Origin of the sequence: Endozoicomonas sp. NE40, assembly GCF_040549045.1 — a bacterium.
Taxonomy (GTDB): domain Bacteria; phylum Pseudomonadota; class Gammaproteobacteria; order Pseudomonadales; family Endozoicomonadaceae; genus Endozoicomonas_A; species Endozoicomonas_A lisbonensis.
Genome location: NZ_JBEWTB010000002.1, coordinates 389,603 through 406,582, shown reverse-complemented (window position 1 = coordinate 406,582; position 16,980 = coordinate 389,603). Strand labels below are relative to the sequence as shown.

The following is a 16,980-nucleotide window of genomic DNA, read 5'->3' as shown; positions in this document are numbered from 1 at the left end:
GGGCTTAAATTTTAGAGGGAAGTTAGCCTGCAATCATCAGACGCAAGCCATCCAGCCTCAGCATGGCATTCTGCAGGCACTGATGCCCGGTAGCTGCCTGATTCTTGAGATGTTCTATCTCTTCATCACGAACGTTAGGGTTAACGGCTTTCAGAGCTGCCAGACGTTTGATCTCTTCTGTTACAGCGGCTAACAGAGCCGAGCAGGCTTCCGACACAATCGGTTGAACCGCGTCTTTGGCATAGCCTTCTGCACGTTCCAGCATTTTGAGAATTGGCTCACGCTGGGCTTTGACCAGCTTTTTCGCCATTCCCTTTTTGATGGGCTGTAACTGAGCGTTCAGAGTGTCAAAGGCTACTCTGGTAGCCAGATTGTTCATGCCCGGATCAATCAGGCAGCGAATCGGTGTCGCTGGCAGATAACGATCCAGCTGCAAGCGGCGGTCGCCACTGCTTTCAACCACGTAAATCGCTTCCAGCAGCATGGTGCCGGGCTTCAGGGCTTTGTTCTTCAGCAATGCAACCGATGTATTACCCATATCGCTGGTCAGCAGCATCTCCATGCTGTCGCTAACCATTTGGGTGCTCCCAGGTCAGGAAGTGTATGTCTTCCCGAGACAGAGCCATTTCACGGTCAAAGGTGACGGTCATGCCATCGGCAGAGAGCATTGGGAACGACGTGACCATGTGACTGCCGGGACGAATCACCAGGCAGTGCTTGGAATGGTCTTCCGATTCCACACCAAAACCTTCGAACAGCTTTTCCATGTAACGCTTCAGCTGACGAGGTTCTTCCTGCTCTTCAATATCGTTGATCATGTCTTCGTTGGAAGACAGTCCACGGGAGTTGATTTCAAGCAGGCGGTCACGACCGTTATGCAGATGCTCTTTCACTTCTGAATTCAAGGCAGCTGTTTCACTGATCAGCGGTTCAATGTCTTCAAGCGAGGCGTTGCTCTCTGGTTGCAGCAGAGCCTGAAGCTGTTCACCATGTTTTTCAAACACCATGCTGCCCGATGGGCAGGTGTCTGCAAAGGCATCCAGACCACGATCGTACCAGTGAAACAGAAGCTCCTGGCTGGTACCTGTGATGTACGGCACATGAATCTTGATGGTTTCAGTCTGACCAATACGGTCCAGTCGGCCAATGCGCTGTTCCAGCAGATCGGGATGAGACGGCAGGTCAAACAGCACCAGATGGTGTGCGAACTGGAAGTTTCGGCCTTCGCTGCCAATCTCGGAACAGATCAGTACCTGAGCGCCATACTCTTCATCGGCAAACCAGGCGGCGGCGCGGTCGCGCTCTACAATGCTCATGTTTTCGTGGAAAACAGCCGCAGGGATGCCCGAAGTGATGCGCAGGGCATCTTCCAGATCCAGTGCAGTATTGGCATTGGCACAGATCACCAGCACTTTCTGTTTTTTGAGCAGCTTGAGCAGGTTGATCAGCCAGTCGGTTCTGGGGTCGACTTTCCACCAGGGGTCCATATCGTCAACTGTAATGCGGGACTGATAAGCCAGTTCCGGATAAAGACTGGAGCGAATCTCCGTCTCTTCTTCCAGTGCAATCTGGTAGAGCTCAGGCAATGCCTGGGGATAGCCCTGAACCACACGACCCGGGAAACCACCCACCGCAGCCCGTGTGTTGCGGAACAGAATGCGTCCTGTGCCATGGCGATCCAGCAGACTGCGCAGCAGACGGTTACGGGAAGAACTTCTCAGCTCTTCGTCGCCCATATTGATGTTATCAATCAGGTTCTGACATTCTGCTCCCAGGAAACTGATCAGATGGTTCTGGGCAGTTTCCGGAAGACGGTCGTTTTCCAGCAACTCCTGAACCGCTTCAGCCACAGGCTCATAGGTTTTTTCTTCGCCCTGATAAGCCTTCAGATCGTGGAAACGATCCGGATCCAGCAGGCGAAGACGGGCGAAGTGGCTTTCCGGACCCATCTGCTCAGGGGTTGCCGTGAGCAGCAGCAGGCCCGGAATATGGCGAGAGAGCTGTTCGACCGTGCAGTACTCGGCGCTTGGGCTCTCTTCATCCCAGACAAGATGATGCGCTTCATCAACGACCAGCAGATCCCAGTCTGTCTGCATGGCCTGTTCGAAACGTTCAGCGTTGTTGCTGAGGAAGCCCAGGCTGCAGAGAATCAGCTGTTCAGTATTGAACGGGTTGTCATCGTCGGCGTTACGGCAGCGCTCTTCATCAAACAGGCTGAAATGCAGGTTGAATCGACGCAGCATTTCGACCAGCCATTGATGCTGCAGGCTTTCCGGTACCAGAATCAGTATCCGGCTGGCACGGCCTGTTACCAGCTGTTGATGCAGTATCAGGCCTGCTTCAATGGTTTTACCCATACCCACTTCGTCAGCCAGCATAACCCTCGGGGCATGGCGGCCGGACACTTCACGGGCAATGTGAAGCTGATGGGGTATCAGGCTGGTGCGCGCGCCAACCAGTCCCCGAAGCGGGGAGCGTTTCAGCTTGTGGTTGTGCTGCAGGGTTTTATAACGCAGGGAGAAGTTGCTGTTCTGGTCAATCTGACCAGCCAGCATGCGATCCTGCGGTTTGTTAAAACGGATAAAGTTGCCCAGACCGGATTCGGGCAACACTTCAGGCTGACCATCAGACGGACCGCCTGAGATCATACCTTTGTAAGTTAACAGGCCATTGCTTTCAATGACATCTGTCACCGTCATGATCCAGCCCTCGTGACTTTCTACTTTGTCACCAGGGTTGAACTGCACGCGCGTTAACGGGCAATTGTTGACGGAATAAAGCCGGGTTTCACCGGTAGCGGGGAACAGTAGGGTGACCATCCGACCTTCAAGGGTAAGCACAGTGCCTAAACCCTGTTCGGTTTCGGTGTCACTAATCCAACGTTGTCCAGGAACGAAGCTCGTCATGTCGTGACTACATACCTTGCCAGACAAAAAAGGGCGCTATATTAGCGGAATTACTTCTATAAGCAACCAGTACAAGTGCTAGATTTGCTGCCTTTTTACGTTTGAACGTTGTGCATACGAGTACTGTACCAGTGCGGAGAGCCATTGAATTATAGACAGAAACCGAAGTTGAGTGGACCCAGCTTCGGTGGTTGGGGGGATAAAGGCGGAATTATTAAGAGTCAGGCGGCTTCGGACTCTGATGTTTTCTCTTCAGAACTCCTGCCAATTTCAAGCACCAGGTCAGGCTTGCCCTTGAACGCTTTGGACAGCACATCCTTGTTGCGGGACAGCAACAGACCGATCTCTTCTGCCAGCTGTTCGTCGATGGTAAAGTGATCTTCCAGCAGCGTGGTCAGGTTAGCTGCCAGCTCCAGCATGCGGTCATGTTCTTCAGCGGCTTTTTTGTCTGTAAACATACTCCCGTCCCGATCAACTCGCCACATAGGGGTAATTGACATGGCCCTCTCCTGTTTGGCATAGGGGTTATTAATAGCTTTTAGTACTGTATATAATTACAGTTGTTTTGTCCAGAGCATAAAAAAACCGGATTCCCCGGTTTTTTTATGCCAATTACTTTCTATCTGGGTTCATCCAGATAGAAAGCTGACCAGTAGAGACCACCCGGCCAGAGCGGGGCGTATTTAAATCTCTGAAAGTTATCTTCTGCCTGCTGGAAATGTTTTTCCGGGTCCCAGTCCTCATCTCTTTTCCCTTCAAAGAAGTCAGACATGTTGCCCTTCCTGAAAGGAGAGTGCTCTATCGCCAGAATGGTAGCATTCAGTTTTGCCTGTTCCTTATCATCGAGTTTCTTCTTTGCTGCTAAGGCGTCGTATTGGTTGACCAGAGCTCCAAGAGAACCGTCATCGGTTGTTCTGACAAGCATGTCAGGCAGTTCAGCCACTTCAACCCATTGATCATCGAATAGCTTTTCCCAACCGGCAGAGCTTTGGTCGCCTGCTTTGGGCAGTATATGTGCCGCGACTTTCAGAGAGATATCGCTCTTGTAGGGATAAGAGTAAAAGACATTTTTGAAAACCGAAAAGAAGTCGTTATTCAGCCACTCTTTTGCCCCTTTGCCTAAGCGCTCTCTTGAGTTAACGCGCTCATACATAGTGTGTTTATTCGGGGCAAAGTCAGAACGAAAAATCGGATGATTGTGAATGCGAAAAATATGAAACAGGGCAGCATTGCCTTTTGGATTAGTCAGGCGTGTTCCGCCTCCCCTGACAAGGTAATTGATAATGTCTGGCGTCATGGTAAACATGTCCAGCCTGCCCTGATCTGTGAGTCTTTCGGTCATCATCTCAAGAGGCTCGCTGGTGTAGTAGGGGTAGTAGGCAAACACCGGATTGTTATGATGGGTGTGCATTCCCAGCACTGGCGTTGAGTGCGGATCGGTTTCAGCAGAAATAAAGGTTAAGTCACCTTTGACACCTTTGCCTGGCTCTGGCTCTCCGTCTTTGTAGTCAAAGCGACCGTACTGGAGTCCTGTGTAAAGCAGTTTCATGAGCGTGATAAATTGATCGTCCGTTGGCTCCCAGCCAGTGCATTTCAAGGGGTATCGGTGCTTCTATATAATCAGGTGTAGCGGCACTGACAAACAGAAAAGGCGTGTTATGTTCTCCACGGTAAACAACTGCAAGGCTGATGATTGAGTAGCCTTTGTTAACAGAGGCTGAAAATTCAAATTTTCTGGCTAACTTCCACCTGCTGGGCTATCACCACGGTAACCGTTCACCAAGGGCAAGCCCACACCTGAAAGGCATGGTATCAGGCCTGTCAATGAATAACGATTTGACCGAACTGGCCAAAATATACCTGGCAGCTATTCAGTCAGTGTCTTACGGCACTCGTCATATTATTGAAGCAATGAATAACGCAGGTCATCAGATTATCCGCATCCATATGTGCGGTGGTGGTACCAAAAACCCTCTGTGGCTGAGAGAGCACGCCAACGTGACGGATTGTGAAATTGTCCTGAGTGCGGAAGATGAAGCCGTTATTCTCGGTTCCGCCATGCTGGCTGCCACTGCATGTGGTGACTTTTCTGATCTGAAAGAAGCGATGGCAGCCATGTCCTCCAAAGGGGAAGTGATTCAGCCCGATAGAAAGACCAGGGCATTCCACGATGCAAAGTACAGGGTCTTCCATGAAATGTACGAAGACCAGATGAAGTACAAGGCCATGATGAAAGACGTTTAATTCAGCCAGGCAGAAACGTTACGGTGCTGGCGTGAAATGATTATTTAAGTAAATCGTCAATCAGTTATTGATTCAAAATCATTCTTTGGGAGAGACGATAAAGGTGCAGTATCACAAACGGCAGCTAAACTGGACGTTCATTTTATTGAGGATTACATTGAATTATGAACACTTTCAGTAAGCTGCTTAGATTTCATAATCTTGGTTTGTTGCTGTTTCTATCGTTGTTTGTAACCACTGCCCTGGGTGAGAAAAGAAAAATATTTAATTTATATAAAAACGGTGCTGATCAACAAATCACTTTTATGGAAGATGTGGACGAAGACAGCCCGTTAAGCGAGTCTGAAAATCCAAGACTCCAACTCTTATATGGAACAATTTTGGATCAGGTATGCACTTTTTATTCCATAGTTGAAATGAGGGAATACACAGGAGCAGGCAAGAAAAAACAAAAGAAAGAGAAGCCTTTTGTTCACAGATTATTTTTATATCCCTTAAATGATGTGTTCGCTATGGAGGTGACTCCCTTTGTCGGAGAAATAACAGACGATCACAATGGTTTATTTCTTTTAGAAAACTTTCCTGCCATTCCATCCTCCGATGGAGAAGATTTATACCTGCCCATTATTTCCAGTGCAAGACTCCACTCTGATAGCGCCTCTGATAGTCCCTCTGATAGCGCCTCTGATAACCAGAGCACCGATCATTCGGAAGACATTACTTTTCACGTTACATTCGAATATTCGGCTGGTGGTGGGAGGATTTCGCCGCTGTCAGGCTTGTTCCGGATTGATGCTTATACAGGGGCCTTCATTTCACTGACTTTAGAGGGGGATGCAGGTGTTATTACGCCATACGATTCATCAAGACGTTCTTCAGAAGACGAGAGCGACTGGACTGAGGAAGAGGATAACGACCGGACTGAGGAGGATGACAGCACCTGCCACTCTTGTTTTGAACCATTTCTCAGGCGCTTTATGCTCTGGTGGACGTCCAGATAGTCCGGGCATCCCTTCTGCCCTGAAAAAGCAGGCAGACCTGACAGACCCTGAGAATCCATTTGATGGACAGGAAGGTGAGAGCAATCCCACCTTCCTGCACCAAAAACTTACAACATAATGGCAGCACCCGGACCCAGCGGCAGGTTCAGCATGCTCCAGATAATAAACATCACAATCCAGCCACCAAGGAAGAAGAAGGTGTATGGCATCATTATAGAGATCACGGTACCAATACCAATCTTCGGACCATTTTTCTCTTCATAACGCGCGGCAAAACTGGCGATGATTGGGAAATAGGTCATCAGCGGGGTAATGACATTGGTGGTGGAGTCACCAATACGGTAAGCCACCTGAGTATACTCAGGGCTGAAACCCATCTGCATGAACATTGGGATAAATACCGGTGCCATAATCAGCCATTTAGAGCTGGCACCCCCCATAAACAGGTTCGTTACCGCCGCCAGAACCACCATGGCAACGGCCAGTGGAATGCTGGTAAAACCAATACCGTGCAGCATTTCAGCACCAGACACGGCAGCAACAATGCCAAGGTTTGAGTAAGCAAAGTAAGAGACAAACTGTGCGGAAACAAAAATAATGACCAGCACACTGCCCATGGACGACATAGCTTTGACCAGATCTTTGACCACGTACAATGGTGATCAGGAAGGTTGAGACAAACATAAAGTAGTAGTTTGCCACCGGAGTGACCATGTAGGTCGGGTCAAGAATACGGGCTGCTTCTGTGGATATACCGCCCAACAGAGGGTCGGTAGAACCAACCACCAGGTTGGCAGAGAATCCCCCGGATACACCGGCAAACGCTGCTGCAATACCCGCCAGCGGATGACGGCCAAAGCTCATAAAGACAATTGCACCCAGAGGAACCAGCACCACATAGCCAACGTTGGATGCAACGTTGGACATAATACCGGCAAACACCAGAATAGGAGTAATCAGTCGTTTAGGTGTGGCCAGTACCACTCGCTTGAGCATGGCACTGATCAGGCCGGACGATTCTGCAACACCGACACCCAGCATAGCGACCAGAATCGTCCCCAGTGCGGCATGGCCGGTGAAGGCTCGAATGGCATTGGTAAACATGAAACGAACGCCGTCTGCCGTCAGCAGACTTTGGATGGTCACTGTGGTTGGCATCAGTTCGCCGGTTGTCCGGTCCATGGCATCGTAGGTCACCGATACGCCCAGCATGTTCAGCACGGCTGACAGAGCAATGGTGCCTGCTGCAAAGTAGAAGAAGATGATGATCGGATGAGGCAGGGCATAGTGGTCAATGGAGTGAAAAAATCACTGGCATCATAAGAAAGTGTTTGGCCTGAGCTTTGGTTTGCCTGAGCAAAATTATGCTTCAGGTTTTGGTAGCGCTCAGTTTGTTCCCAGGCTGTGATGTCAACCTTCGTTTTAAAGGAAAAGCTCTTTGCCTGCTCCTTTGTTATCGACTTTGTCATCGCGTCAAGATCAAGGCCAAAGATCAGGTCTTCAATGCCAACATAAACGACGTTGTTTATTTTGTTGTACGCCAGTGAAATGCCGTGTTCATGATTGTTGTTTTGTGCTTCGTCAAAGCCAGCGCTGAGAAAATCGGTAATGTCCAGGTTGAATTCTGGATATTTGTAAGCTTTATTAGCCCCATTACGATTGGGGTGTTTTAAAATAATACGGGAGCGAGAGCAGGTGAACAGAAGACTACCATCCTTCAGAACAATAAGGTTCTGACTTTTCGGAAGCTTTGAAGTGCTTTCCAGAACATCCACGTCCTCTTTGGTTTTTTTGTGCTCTTTTGTATTCTGTTCCAGTTTAAAGTCATAAACTGTAGGGCAGACTTCTTCATACTCACCGACCAGCTCCCAGGCAAAGCCATTACCTCCCGTGTAGCCCTGGATGGTTTCCGAACCAAATCGGTCAGGGTCGCTGAGCCTCTTTCTTCCTACCAGTGGTAAAGAACCATTTTCAGGTTTGTCCATTGGCAGTCTTACAACGATCTGCCGGTTGTCTTTACCGGTTGCCAGAGCGTGCAGATAGGCCTCTGTACTGGCAGGAAGATATTGGCAAACAAGCAGTGATGCTGCGCTGATGGCCAGTGACGTTATTATTTTTGAGAATCGCTTATAACCCTCTTTGCTGCCGGTACGAAGCTATTTCCTGATAGCCTGTCAGGCCTTCCGGCTTTCAGTAATGGGAGGGAAGCATAGGTCAGAATTGATGGATTTGCTGTAAAAACGCGGGCTGTGAAGCCCGACGTTCTTGCACCTGATTGTCAGGAAAAACGATTGCGTTTGTGTGGAGCGGCTTTCTTGTGAGGAGATGGGCGTTTCTTGCCTTTCTTCTGAGGAGCGGTTCTGCCACGAGGGCCTTTCAGGCCGGTACTGGTGGTACGGGCCTGCTTGCGAACCGTCGGCAGAGGTGCCGGAGTCAGGTCAACATTTGCTGCCAGAGTGTCGATGGTGTCTTTGTCCAACTCTTCCCACTGACCCATACGCAGGTGGTCAGGAATAATCACATTGGCAAAGCGGACCCGCTTCAGGCGGCTGACGGTCAGTTCCTGAGATTCCCACAGACGGCGTACTTCTCGGTTGCGGCCTTCCATAATGCAGACGTGGAACCAACGGTTGATGCCTGCACCACCGGAATCAACGATATCGGTGAAGCGTGCCGGACCGTCTTCCAGCTCAACGCCTTCAAACAGGTTTTTAACCTTTTGCTCGGTCACATTACCCATCACACGTACCGCGTATTCACGCTCGATTTCATGGGACGGGTGCATCAGGCGGCTGGCGAGTTCACCGTCGGTGGTGAACAGAATCAGGCCGGAGGTGTTGAGGTCAAGACGGCCAACGGCAATCCAGCGTTCACCGCTCAGCTTGGGCAGGCGGTCAAAGACCGTCGGACGGCCTTCCGGATCGGAACAGGCTGCAGATTTCACCTTCTGGTTTGTTGTAGGCAATTACGCGACGAACTTTGGAGGCGTAGTTGTCGAGTTTTACCGGGCGACCATCCACAGAAATGCGGTCTTCTGCCGAAGCGCGATCACCCAGGGAGGCCGTTTCACCGTTAACGGAGACACGACCTTCGCTGATCCAGCGTTCCATCTCACGGCGCGAGCCGATGCCAGCGCCCGCCAGGATTTTTTGCAGTTTCTCACCCTGGGGAGGAGTTGTTTCAGTAGTCATTGCTCTATACCAGGTGGCATTGCCACCTCATTCTTTGAAGAAAGTTGTCGAAAGGCGGGGAGTATAAATAAGGCCGACAGAAGATTCTATAGAGAATCTTCCGGGGTTTCGCTGGTGGGTTCGGGGGTTTCTGCAGGACTGTCTGCGGTATCTGACGTAGGTGTTGATTCGCTCAGTTCCAGGGCTTCAACTTTCTGTTTTTTAATCATGTCATCAAAGTTATCCGGCAGGTCGGCTTCCATTTCATCCAGTTCAGCAAACAGGGCTGCGGCGGACTGTTCCTCCACTTCAATGACCTCATGGACTTCACTGGCGTCCGTTGCCCCAGTGGTTTCGACATCCAGAGAACCCTGTTCCGGTGCTTCGTTCAGCTGTTTTGCCATTTCCTCAAGATCACGGATTTCGGACAGTGGTGGCAGTTCAGTCAGGTTTTGCAGGTTGAAGTAGTCCAGAAACTGTCGGGTGGTGGCAAACATGGCAGGACGCCCCGGTACATCACGATGACCAACAACCCGAATCCACTCCCGCTCCTGCAGGGTACGGATAATGTTACTGCTGACGCTGACCCCGCGAATCTCTTCAATCTCGCCCCGGGTAATGGGTTGACGGTAGGCAATGAGAGCCAGTGTTTCCAGCATGGCCCGGGTGTAACGCTGTGGCTTTTCTTCCCATAAACGTCCAACCCAGGGAGCCAGTTCCTGACGCACCTGAAAGCGGTAGCCGGAAGCGACCTGCTTCAGTTCAAACCCTCGTCCTTCACAGCTTTCAGACAGGGCGACCAGAGCGTCGCGAAACGCATTGGCGTCGGGTGCTTCTTCTTCCGGAAACAGTGCCATCATCTGTTCCAGTGTCAGAGGCTTGTTGCTGGCCAGCAGTGCGCCTTCCAGAATGCGTTGCAGTTGTTCAATGTCCATAAGTGGGTCTGTTTGTCAGTCAATCCTGGCCTTAACGTGAATCGGGCCGTAAGGTTCATTTTGTATCAGTTCGATCAGGGATTCCTTGATCAGTTCCATCACTGCCATAAAGGTGACCACAACCCCCAGTCGTCCCTCGTCCACCCGGAACAGAGCGACAAACGGTGTAAAACGGTCTGAAGACAGCTGCGACAACACCTGGCTCATTCGCTCACGGGTCGACAGGGCTTCCTGCTCGATCTGATGGTTTTCGTACATATCCGCCCGTCGCAGCACTTCGCCCAGGGCCAGCATGACCTCTTTCAGGTCCACATCGGGATGTGGGCGTTCCAGATCAACATTGGGTGGCTCGGCGCTGACGAGATAGATGTTACGGTTCAGCCTTGGTAGCTCGTCAATGTCTTCCGCTGCCTGCTTGAAACGTTCATATTCCTGCAGTCTGCGGATCAGCTCCGCCCTGGGGTCTTCCTCTTCTTCCTCATCTTCACTGACACGGGGCAGAAGCATTCTGGATTTGATTTCAGCCAGGGTGGCTGCCATCACCAGATATTCTGCCGCCAGCTCGAACTGTGAAGACTCCATCAGCTCAACGTACTCCATGTACTGCTGGGTAATGGTGTAGACCCGAATATTGAGAATATCCATGTTGTTGCGTTTGATCAGGTACAACAACAGGTCAAGCGGCCCTTCAAAGGCATCCAGAAATACTTCCAGTGCTTCAGGAGGGATATAGAGGTCGTCAGGCAGTTTGGCCATGGGCTGACCCATAACCAGAATACGGTTTTCCAGAGCGGCTTCTGATGCTTCATTCAGATCGAAGGCATCAGTCTGCGCCGGTTGCTGCTCATCCGGTATTGAATTATCTGGCGCTGAATCGCCTGACGGATAGTTGTCTGACGAATTGTCGGCCACGGCTTCCGTCGTGGTCATCGGGCTATCACCTTTTCGGGCTCCTTTCATTGAAAATACCCTTTCCACCATCGATGGAAAGGGTACTGCCAAGAACAGGTTACTAATAATGTCTTACATTGCTGGTCAGGAATCAACCATCAGGAGGGGTTGACGCTATCAGCGATAATCAAGGCCAATGGCTTCGCGCACGTCACGCAGGGTGTCCTGCGCTTCGTCCCGGGCCTGTTCGCAACCTTCTGCAATGATGTTTTTTACGACATCCTGATTGCGTTCAAGTTCCATGGCTTCCATACGAATCGGTTCCAGTTCTGCCTGACAGGCTTCGATCACCGGTTTTTTGCAGTCAAGGCAGCCGATGCCAGCATTGCGGCAACCTTCCTGAACCCATTCCTGTCGAGCTTCATCAGAATACACCTTGTGCAGCTGCCAAACCGGGCATTTTTCCGGTTCGCCCGGGTCGTTGCGACGCTGGCGTGCCGGGTCGGTCGGCATCTTGCGGATTTTACTGGCAATATCATCCGGGTCTTCACGCAGGGTGATGGTATTGCCGTAGGATTTGGACATCTTCTGCCCGTCCAGCCCCGGCATTTTAGCCTGCGGTGCCAGCAATGCCTGTGGCTCCGGTAGAATTACCTTGCCGGTACCTTCCAGATATCCAAACAGTCGCTCCTGGTCACCCAGTGTAATGTTGGACTGTTCTTTTAGCAGGGCTCTGGCGGTTTCCAGTGCTTCATCATCGCCTTTTTCCAGATAAGCCCGGCGCAGGTTGCGATATAGTGTGCCGGTCTTTTTGCCCATTTTGCGAATGGCGGCTTCCGCGTTATCTTCGAAACCGGGTTCCCGGCCATAGAGATGGTTGAACCGTCTGGCGATTTCGCGGGTGATTTCAATATGAGCTTCCTGGTCCGCACCCACTGGCACCAGTCCGGCACGATAGAGCAGGATATCAGCGCTTTGCAGCAGAGGGTAGCCGAGAAAACCGTGAGTAGAGAGATCCCGCTCGCGCAGTTTTTCCTGTTGATCCTTATAGCTGGGTACCCGCTCCAGCCATGAAAGGGGAGTGATCATCGACAGCAGCAGATTCAGTTCTGCGTGCTCAGGTACCCGGGACTGAATAAACAGGGTGGCTGATCCGGGGTTGACACCGGCTGCCAGCCAGTCGATCACCATTTCCCAGACATTTTCTTCAATCAGTGCCGGATTTTCGTAATGGGTGGTCAGCGCATGCCAGTCGGCTACAAAAAAGAAGCATTCATATTCATGCTGCAGGGTTAGCCAGTTTTTCAGTACGCCGTGGTAGTGGCCCAGATGCAGTCGGCCGGTGGGTCGCATCCCTGATAATATGCGCGACTGGGAATCTACTGCGCTCAAGAGTCTCTCCTGTGGAATTCCTGATCCGTCAGGTTACGATAGATTAATGACCGGGAAAAGCACTTTTGCTGCACTATTGTCTGCTGGTAAATGGCGTGCTGACAAATAGTCTGCTGGTAAATGGCGTGCTGGCAAAAGGTCTGCCGATAAGGTTCAGGCAGAGAACAGAGTGGTATCACCTTTACCTTCCCGCAAGATTTCAGGCGTGTCTTCCAGCAGACTGACCACCGTGGTTGGGATGCCGTCCCGGTATCCGCCGTCAATGACCAGATCCAGCTGACTTTCGAGCAATTGACGAATGTCGTAAGCATCCGTCATGGGCTGGTCATCAGCCGGCAGTTGCAGGGTTGTACTCATGATGGGTGCGTCCAGTTCGGCAAGCAGTGCATTGACAATGGCGCACTCCGGTACCCTGATACCAATGGTTCGACGCTTGGGGTGCATCAGCCGTCGGGGAACTTCCCGGGAACCTTTCAGGATAAAGGTGTAAGGCCCCGGTGTGGCGCTTTTCAGTAACCGGTACTGACTGTTGTTGACCTGGGCATAAATAGCCAGTTCCGACAGGTCACGACAGACCAGCGTGAAGTTATGCTTATCGTCCAGATGACGAATGCTGCGAATCCGGTCAACGGCTTTCTTTTCGCCAATCAGACAGCCCAGGGCATAAGCCGAATCGGTGGGGTACGCGATCACACCGCCGTTACGCATGATCTCAACCGCCTGACGTACCAGCCTTGGTTGCGGGTTGTCAGGGTGAATCTGAAAAAATTGACTCATGGTTATCCAAATCATGGTCCCTTGCGCCTTAAGCTTTTCTGACGGGCAGATAAAGCAGGTGTCGGCAAGTTTCCGCTCAGGTGAAGATAAGGTTGGGCATCATACCATTGCGTTGGGGGAGATCAACGGTTTGTCTCTTAAGTTGCAGAACCTGATCACTGGAGAGTGGTTGAAGCTGATTAAACGGCAGGTCGCCCAGTTGCAGGGACTCCATGCGCAGTCGTTGCAGGCCAGTCACCCGATAACCCAGTACCTTGCACATGCGACGAATCTGTCGGTTCATGCCCTGAGTCAGGGTAATCAGGAATATACTGTCTGACTGTCGTTTAATCTGACAGGGCAGGGTCGTTACCTTTTTGCCAGAAATATTGTAGGAGACACCAAGGGACATGGTTTCCAGAAACGGGTCGGTCAGTCGCTTATCGACGGTAACCCGGTACTCTTTCTCATGGTAATAGTCCGGGTGCAGCAGCCGCTGGCAAAGCTCGCCATCGTTGGTCAGTAACATCAGTCCATGGGAATCTTTATCCAGTCGTCCAACCGGAAAGACACGAACCGGTGTGTTGATCTGGTGAACAATACTGTCAGCATCCTGAGGGTTGCAGACACAGTCAATGCCAACGGGTTTGTTGTACAGGTAATAGCGATGCTCTGCTGGTGGCGAAATGGTTTGTCCATTGACGACGATGGTATCGTCATTGCTGACCCGGTCGGTGTGTATGGCTACTCTGTCGTTTAATTGAACCTGCCCCGATTCAATCAGGCGACAGGCGGCTCGTCTGGAGCATAATCCGGAGTCTGCGATGTACTTGGCAATTCGAATCATAGTTCGTTATAGGGTTCGTTACTTCTCAGCCTGTTGCCAGTCCTGCCATACGGCTGGTAGTGAATCAGGAACAGGGCGCAGTCTGCCCAGTTCAACCCAGCGATAATCCGGTGAATGAAAGTCGCTGCCCCTGGAGGCTTGTAACTCAAAAGTCTGGCACAATTCTACAAACTGCTCGGTTTGCCCCGGTACCATGACGCCGCCTACTACTTCCAGCGCATGACCGCCCGCGAGTTTGAAGTCTTTAACCAGCGCCCGGAGTTTGGTTCGGGTCATTTTGTATTTCCCCGGATGAGCCAGAACCGCTTTGCCGCCCAGCGCGCGCAACCAGGCCACGGCCTGGCTCATGGGGGGCCAGAACTGACGCAGGTTGCCAAGCTTTTTGTCATTCAGATAGTGATCGAAAGCTGCGTTAGCGTCTTTGACGTAGCCTTTATTGATCAGCCATTGTGCAAAATGCGGTCGACCGGTCTGGACGGTTTCTTTTGTCAGGGTGAAGCCGTCGCTGGTGCTTTTCTGGCGCGATAGTGCGATACCCACAACCTCGGCAAACAGTTGATCTTCCGTGATGCTCAGTCGTAACAGTTTGACCAGTTTTTTCGCAATGTGCAGTGATCGCTGCCGACGGGCGTTGTCCTGATTCCTGATGATGCGGTCGAGATCCGGATGATCCAGAGCAAAGTTCAGCCCGACAATATGAATTTCGACACCGGACCAGGTAGTGGACAGCTCAATACCGGCAATCAGGCGTGGCCCGTCGAGTGGGCGCTGCTGCAAAAAGTGCTGCTGCAAAAATCGATGGGCTGCCACCGAGTCATGGTCGGTAATGGCGAGCAGTTCAACGCCCTGGTCTGCCGCCCGGCGGTATAGCTCAAGCGGACCGAGGGTTCCGTCTGAAGCGGTGGTATGACAGTGAAGGTCCGCATTAATACTCATCGTTATTCAAAAATCTCCCGGGTCTGATTACACTTTCTGTATCTTCTGGCTGCTTAAGTACCTGATCATACCTTTGAACGGCTGATTTTTCGTCAGTGTTGTGTAATGCAGGTTCTGTCAGAATGGTAAAAACAGCCATCTCCTTATATGGTTTTATCACCAGAACGGTAATCTGACTGCTTAACTATGAAACAATTGATTGATTTTATTCCCCTGATTGTCTTTTTTACAATCTATAAAATGGATCCGCGTGCAATGGAGTTTGCAGGGCAGAGCTTTGAACTGGGTGGACCATTCAGTGCAACACTGGCCTTGATGGTCGCTTCTGTCATTGTCTACGGGGGGATGTACCTCAAGTCCCGTCACCTTGAAAAAAGCCAGATGATTACTCTGGGTGCCGTTATTCTTTTTGGTGGCATGACACTGGTTTTTCATGATGAAATATTTCTGAAATGGAAAGCCCCCATTGTTAACTGGATCTTTGCCGTCGCATTTCTGGGCAGTCAGTTTATCGGTAGCAAGACGCTGGTTCAGCGTATGATGGGGCATGTGATGACTCTGCCTGAAGCCATCTGGACACGGCTGAATATGAGCTGGGTCGTATTCTTTACCCTGCTCGGCGCAGCGAACCTGTTTGTTGCATTCACTTTCCACGACATCTGGGTGGACTTTAAGGTCTTTGGCAGTTTGATTCTTACTTTTGGTTTTGTCATCCTGCAGTTTGTATTTCTGTCTAAGTACATTAATACCGATGCCGCTGCCAATGAAACGGATAGCGGAATCGAAGGCGGAATAGAAAGCGGTGGTATAAAAAGCTCAGAGGAAAAATAAATGCTGTATGCAGTAATCAGTGAAGATGTTGATAACAGCCTGCCTTTACGCAAAGAGGTGCGGCCTGCCCATCTGGCACGTCTGGAACAGTTAAAAGAACAGGGACGCCTGGTGCTGGCAGGGCCTCTGCCAGCTATTGACAGCAATGATCCCGGTGAAGCCGGGTTTACCGGCAGCCTGGTGGTTGCTGAATTTGATTCTCTGGCTGCCGCCCAGATCTGGGCTGACGCTGATCCCTATGGGGAAGCAGGTGTCTACCGGAAGGTGGTGGTCAAACCGTTTAAGAAAGTGCTGCCTTGAGGTGGCACGCAGATAATTGTATTAAGCGCATGAAGCTGATTGTAAAAACCATGATGTTTGCACTGGCTGCAGTATGGCTCTCGGGCAATGCTGCAGATGTGCAGGCGGCTGATAAGTATATCACTGATGTTGTATATGTTCCCCTGCGGGCAGGGCCGGGAAACCAGTACCGGATTCTGAACCAGGGTTTAAGAACCGGTACCCGGATGACGGTACTGGAAGAAAATGCCGGAGAGGGTTTTAGTCAGGTTCGCATGTCCGACGGTACTGAAGGTTTTATTCGAACCCAGTACCTTATGGATCTGCAACCAGCCCGTGACCGGTTGCCACAGGAGCAGGAGAAAAACCAGCAGTTGTCGGCACAGTTGAAACAACTTCAGGCTGAGCTGCAACAACGGGAAACCGAGCTGCAGTCTGCCAGAGACAACCTGAAAAATACGTCGTCAATGCTGGATGAGAAAACCACTGAACTGGTGAGTTTGCGGGAAGCGACTGCTGAACCTCTGGCGCTTGACCGTCGTAACAAGCAGCTGATGGAAGAAAACCTGCGTTACAAAAACCGGGTTGAAGTGGTTGAGGCTGAAAATACCCAGCTGGTCAGAAATAACAGTATTCGCTGGTATCTGTATGGTGGTGGCACCATTCTGGTTGGCATTCTGTTAGGTCTGTTCCTGCCTATGGTGAAACTGCGCAAGAAGCCTGCGTCTGACTGGGTTTGATCCTCGGTCTAACAGGCTCCTGAAGAGGTTACAGCCCTGACAGCAGGGCTGT

Annotated in this window: 18 protein-coding genes and 1 pseudogene; 5 read left to right on the top strand and 14 right to left on the bottom strand. The window is 51.0% G+C overall.

Features of this window, described 5'->3' with window-relative positions:
- Nucleotides 1-22: 22 nt before the first annotated feature.
- The 4 genes from V5J35_RS02845 to V5J35_RS02830 all read right to left on the bottom strand — a co-directional run bounded on the left by V5J35_RS02845 (nt 23) and on the right by V5J35_RS02830 (nt 4,455).
- Nucleotides 23-577: a hypothetical protein gene (locus V5J35_RS02845; RefSeq protein ID WP_354016259.1), complete on the bottom strand. Its 555-nt coding sequence runs from the start codon at nt 575-577 to the stop codon at nt 23-25.
- A complete protein-coding gene (gene rapA / locus V5J35_RS02840; protein WP_354016258.1) occupies nt 570-2,840 on the bottom strand; it encodes an RNA polymerase-associated protein RapA in 2,271 nt (756 codons plus the stop codon). The genes V5J35_RS02845 and rapA overlap by 8 nt, the downstream gene beginning before the upstream one ends.
- 287 nt (nt 2,841-3,127) lie before the next feature.
- Nucleotides 3,128-3,406, bottom strand: coding sequence for a YebG family protein (locus V5J35_RS02835; RefSeq protein WP_354009810.1), 279 nt, complete (start codon nt 3,404-3,406; stop codon nt 3,128-3,130).
- A gap of 119 nt (nt 3,407-3,525) precedes the next feature.
- A complete protein-coding gene (locus V5J35_RS02830; protein WP_354009809.1) occupies nt 3,526-4,455 on the bottom strand; it encodes a hypothetical protein in 930 nt (309 codons plus the stop codon).
- Nucleotides 4,456-4,610: 155 nt separating this feature from the next.
- On the opposite strand from V5J35_RS02830, the gene V5J35_RS02825 reads away from it, so the two are divergent.
- On the top strand, nt 4,611-5,150 hold the full coding sequence (locus tag V5J35_RS02825) for an FGGY-family carbohydrate kinase (protein WP_354009808.1): 540 nt from the start codon (nt 4,611-4,613) through the stop codon (nt 5,148-5,150).
- A gap of 164 nt (nt 5,151-5,314) precedes the next feature.
- The gene (locus V5J35_RS02820) at nt 5,315-6,151 is read left to right on the top strand and encodes a hypothetical protein (RefSeq protein WP_354009807.1); all 837 of its coding nucleotides are present in this window, start codon (nt 5,315-5,317) and stop codon (nt 6,149-6,151) included.
- Nucleotides 6,152-6,258: 107 nt separating this feature from the next.
- Here the strand turns inward: V5J35_RS02820 and V5J35_RS02815 are convergent, their stop codons facing one another.
- From V5J35_RS02815 to V5J35_RS02770, 10 genes and pseudogenes are all read right to left on the bottom strand, one after another.
- A complete protein-coding gene (locus tag V5J35_RS02815) occupies nt 6,259-6,768 on the bottom strand; it encodes an AbgT family transporter (protein WP_354011361.1) in 510 nt (169 codons plus the stop codon).
- Entirely contained in the window at nt 6,671-7,381 is a 711-nt protein-coding gene (locus V5J35_RS02810) for an AbgT family transporter (protein WP_354011360.1), read from the bottom strand. Before V5J35_RS02810 ends, V5J35_RS02815 begins: the two co-directional genes overlap by 98 nt.
- Nucleotides 7,366-8,136: a hypothetical protein gene (locus tag V5J35_RS02805; RefSeq protein WP_354009806.1), complete on the bottom strand. Its 771-nt coding sequence runs from the start codon at nt 8,134-8,136 to the stop codon at nt 7,366-7,368. Before V5J35_RS02805 ends, V5J35_RS02810 begins: the two co-directional genes overlap by 16 nt.
- A 293-nt stretch (nt 8,137-8,429) precedes the next feature.
- A pseudogene (gene rluB / locus V5J35_RS02800) lies at nt 8,430-9,342 on the bottom strand (23S rRNA pseudouridine(2605) synthase RluB).
- An 86-nt stretch (nt 9,343-9,428) separates the two neighbouring features.
- The gene (gene scpB, locus V5J35_RS02795; protein ID WP_354009804.1) at nt 9,429-10,256 is read right to left on the bottom strand and encodes an SMC-Scp complex subunit ScpB; all 828 of its coding nucleotides are present in this window, start codon (nt 10,254-10,256) and stop codon (nt 9,429-9,431) included.
- A 15-nt stretch (nt 10,257-10,271) separates the two neighbouring features.
- Nucleotides 10,272-11,216: a segregation and condensation protein A gene (locus V5J35_RS02790; RefSeq protein ID WP_419095775.1), complete on the bottom strand. Its 945-nt coding sequence runs from the start codon at nt 11,214-11,216 to the stop codon at nt 10,272-10,274.
- 108 nt (nt 11,217-11,324) lie between these two features.
- A complete protein-coding gene (locus V5J35_RS02785) occupies nt 11,325-12,500 on the bottom strand; it encodes a tryptophan--tRNA ligase (protein WP_419095786.1) in 1,176 nt (391 codons plus the stop codon).
- Between the two features lie 192 nt (nt 12,501-12,692).
- Nucleotides 12,693-13,316 carry an L-threonylcarbamoyladenylate synthase gene (locus V5J35_RS02780; RefSeq protein WP_354009802.1) on the bottom strand — a complete coding sequence of 208 codons (624 nt, stop codon included), beginning with the start codon at nt 13,314-13,316 and terminating at the stop codon, nt 12,693-12,695.
- Nucleotides 13,317-13,392: 76 nt separating this feature from the next.
- Entirely contained in the window at nt 13,393-14,142 is a 750-nt protein-coding gene (locus tag V5J35_RS02775; protein WP_354009801.1) for a pseudouridine synthase, read from the bottom strand.
- Between the two features lie 18 nt (nt 14,143-14,160).
- On the bottom strand, nt 14,161-15,078 hold the full coding sequence (locus V5J35_RS02770; RefSeq protein WP_354009800.1) for a PHP domain-containing protein: 918 nt from the start codon (nt 15,076-15,078) through the stop codon (nt 14,161-14,163).
- 186 nt (nt 15,079-15,264) lie between these two features.
- Between V5J35_RS02770 and ispZ the strand changes: the two genes are divergently transcribed.
- The 3 genes from ispZ to V5J35_RS02755 are packed head-to-tail and all read left to right on the top strand — an operon-like array spanning nt 15,265 to nt 16,928.
- Nucleotides 15,265-15,909, top strand: a complete 645-nt coding sequence (ispZ, locus tag V5J35_RS02765; protein WP_354009799.1) for a septation protein IspZ — start codon at nt 15,265-15,267, stop codon at nt 15,907-15,909.
- The gene (locus V5J35_RS02760) at nt 15,910-16,209 is read left to right on the top strand and encodes a YciI family protein (RefSeq protein WP_354009798.1); all 300 of its coding nucleotides are present in this window, start codon (nt 15,910-15,912) and stop codon (nt 16,207-16,209) included.
- Nucleotides 16,210-16,238: 29 nt separating this feature from the next.
- Nucleotides 16,239-16,928, top strand: a complete 690-nt coding sequence (locus V5J35_RS02755) for a TIGR04211 family SH3 domain-containing protein (protein ID WP_354009797.1) — start codon at nt 16,239-16,241, stop codon at nt 16,926-16,928.
- Nucleotides 16,929-16,980 lie beyond the last annotated feature (52 nt).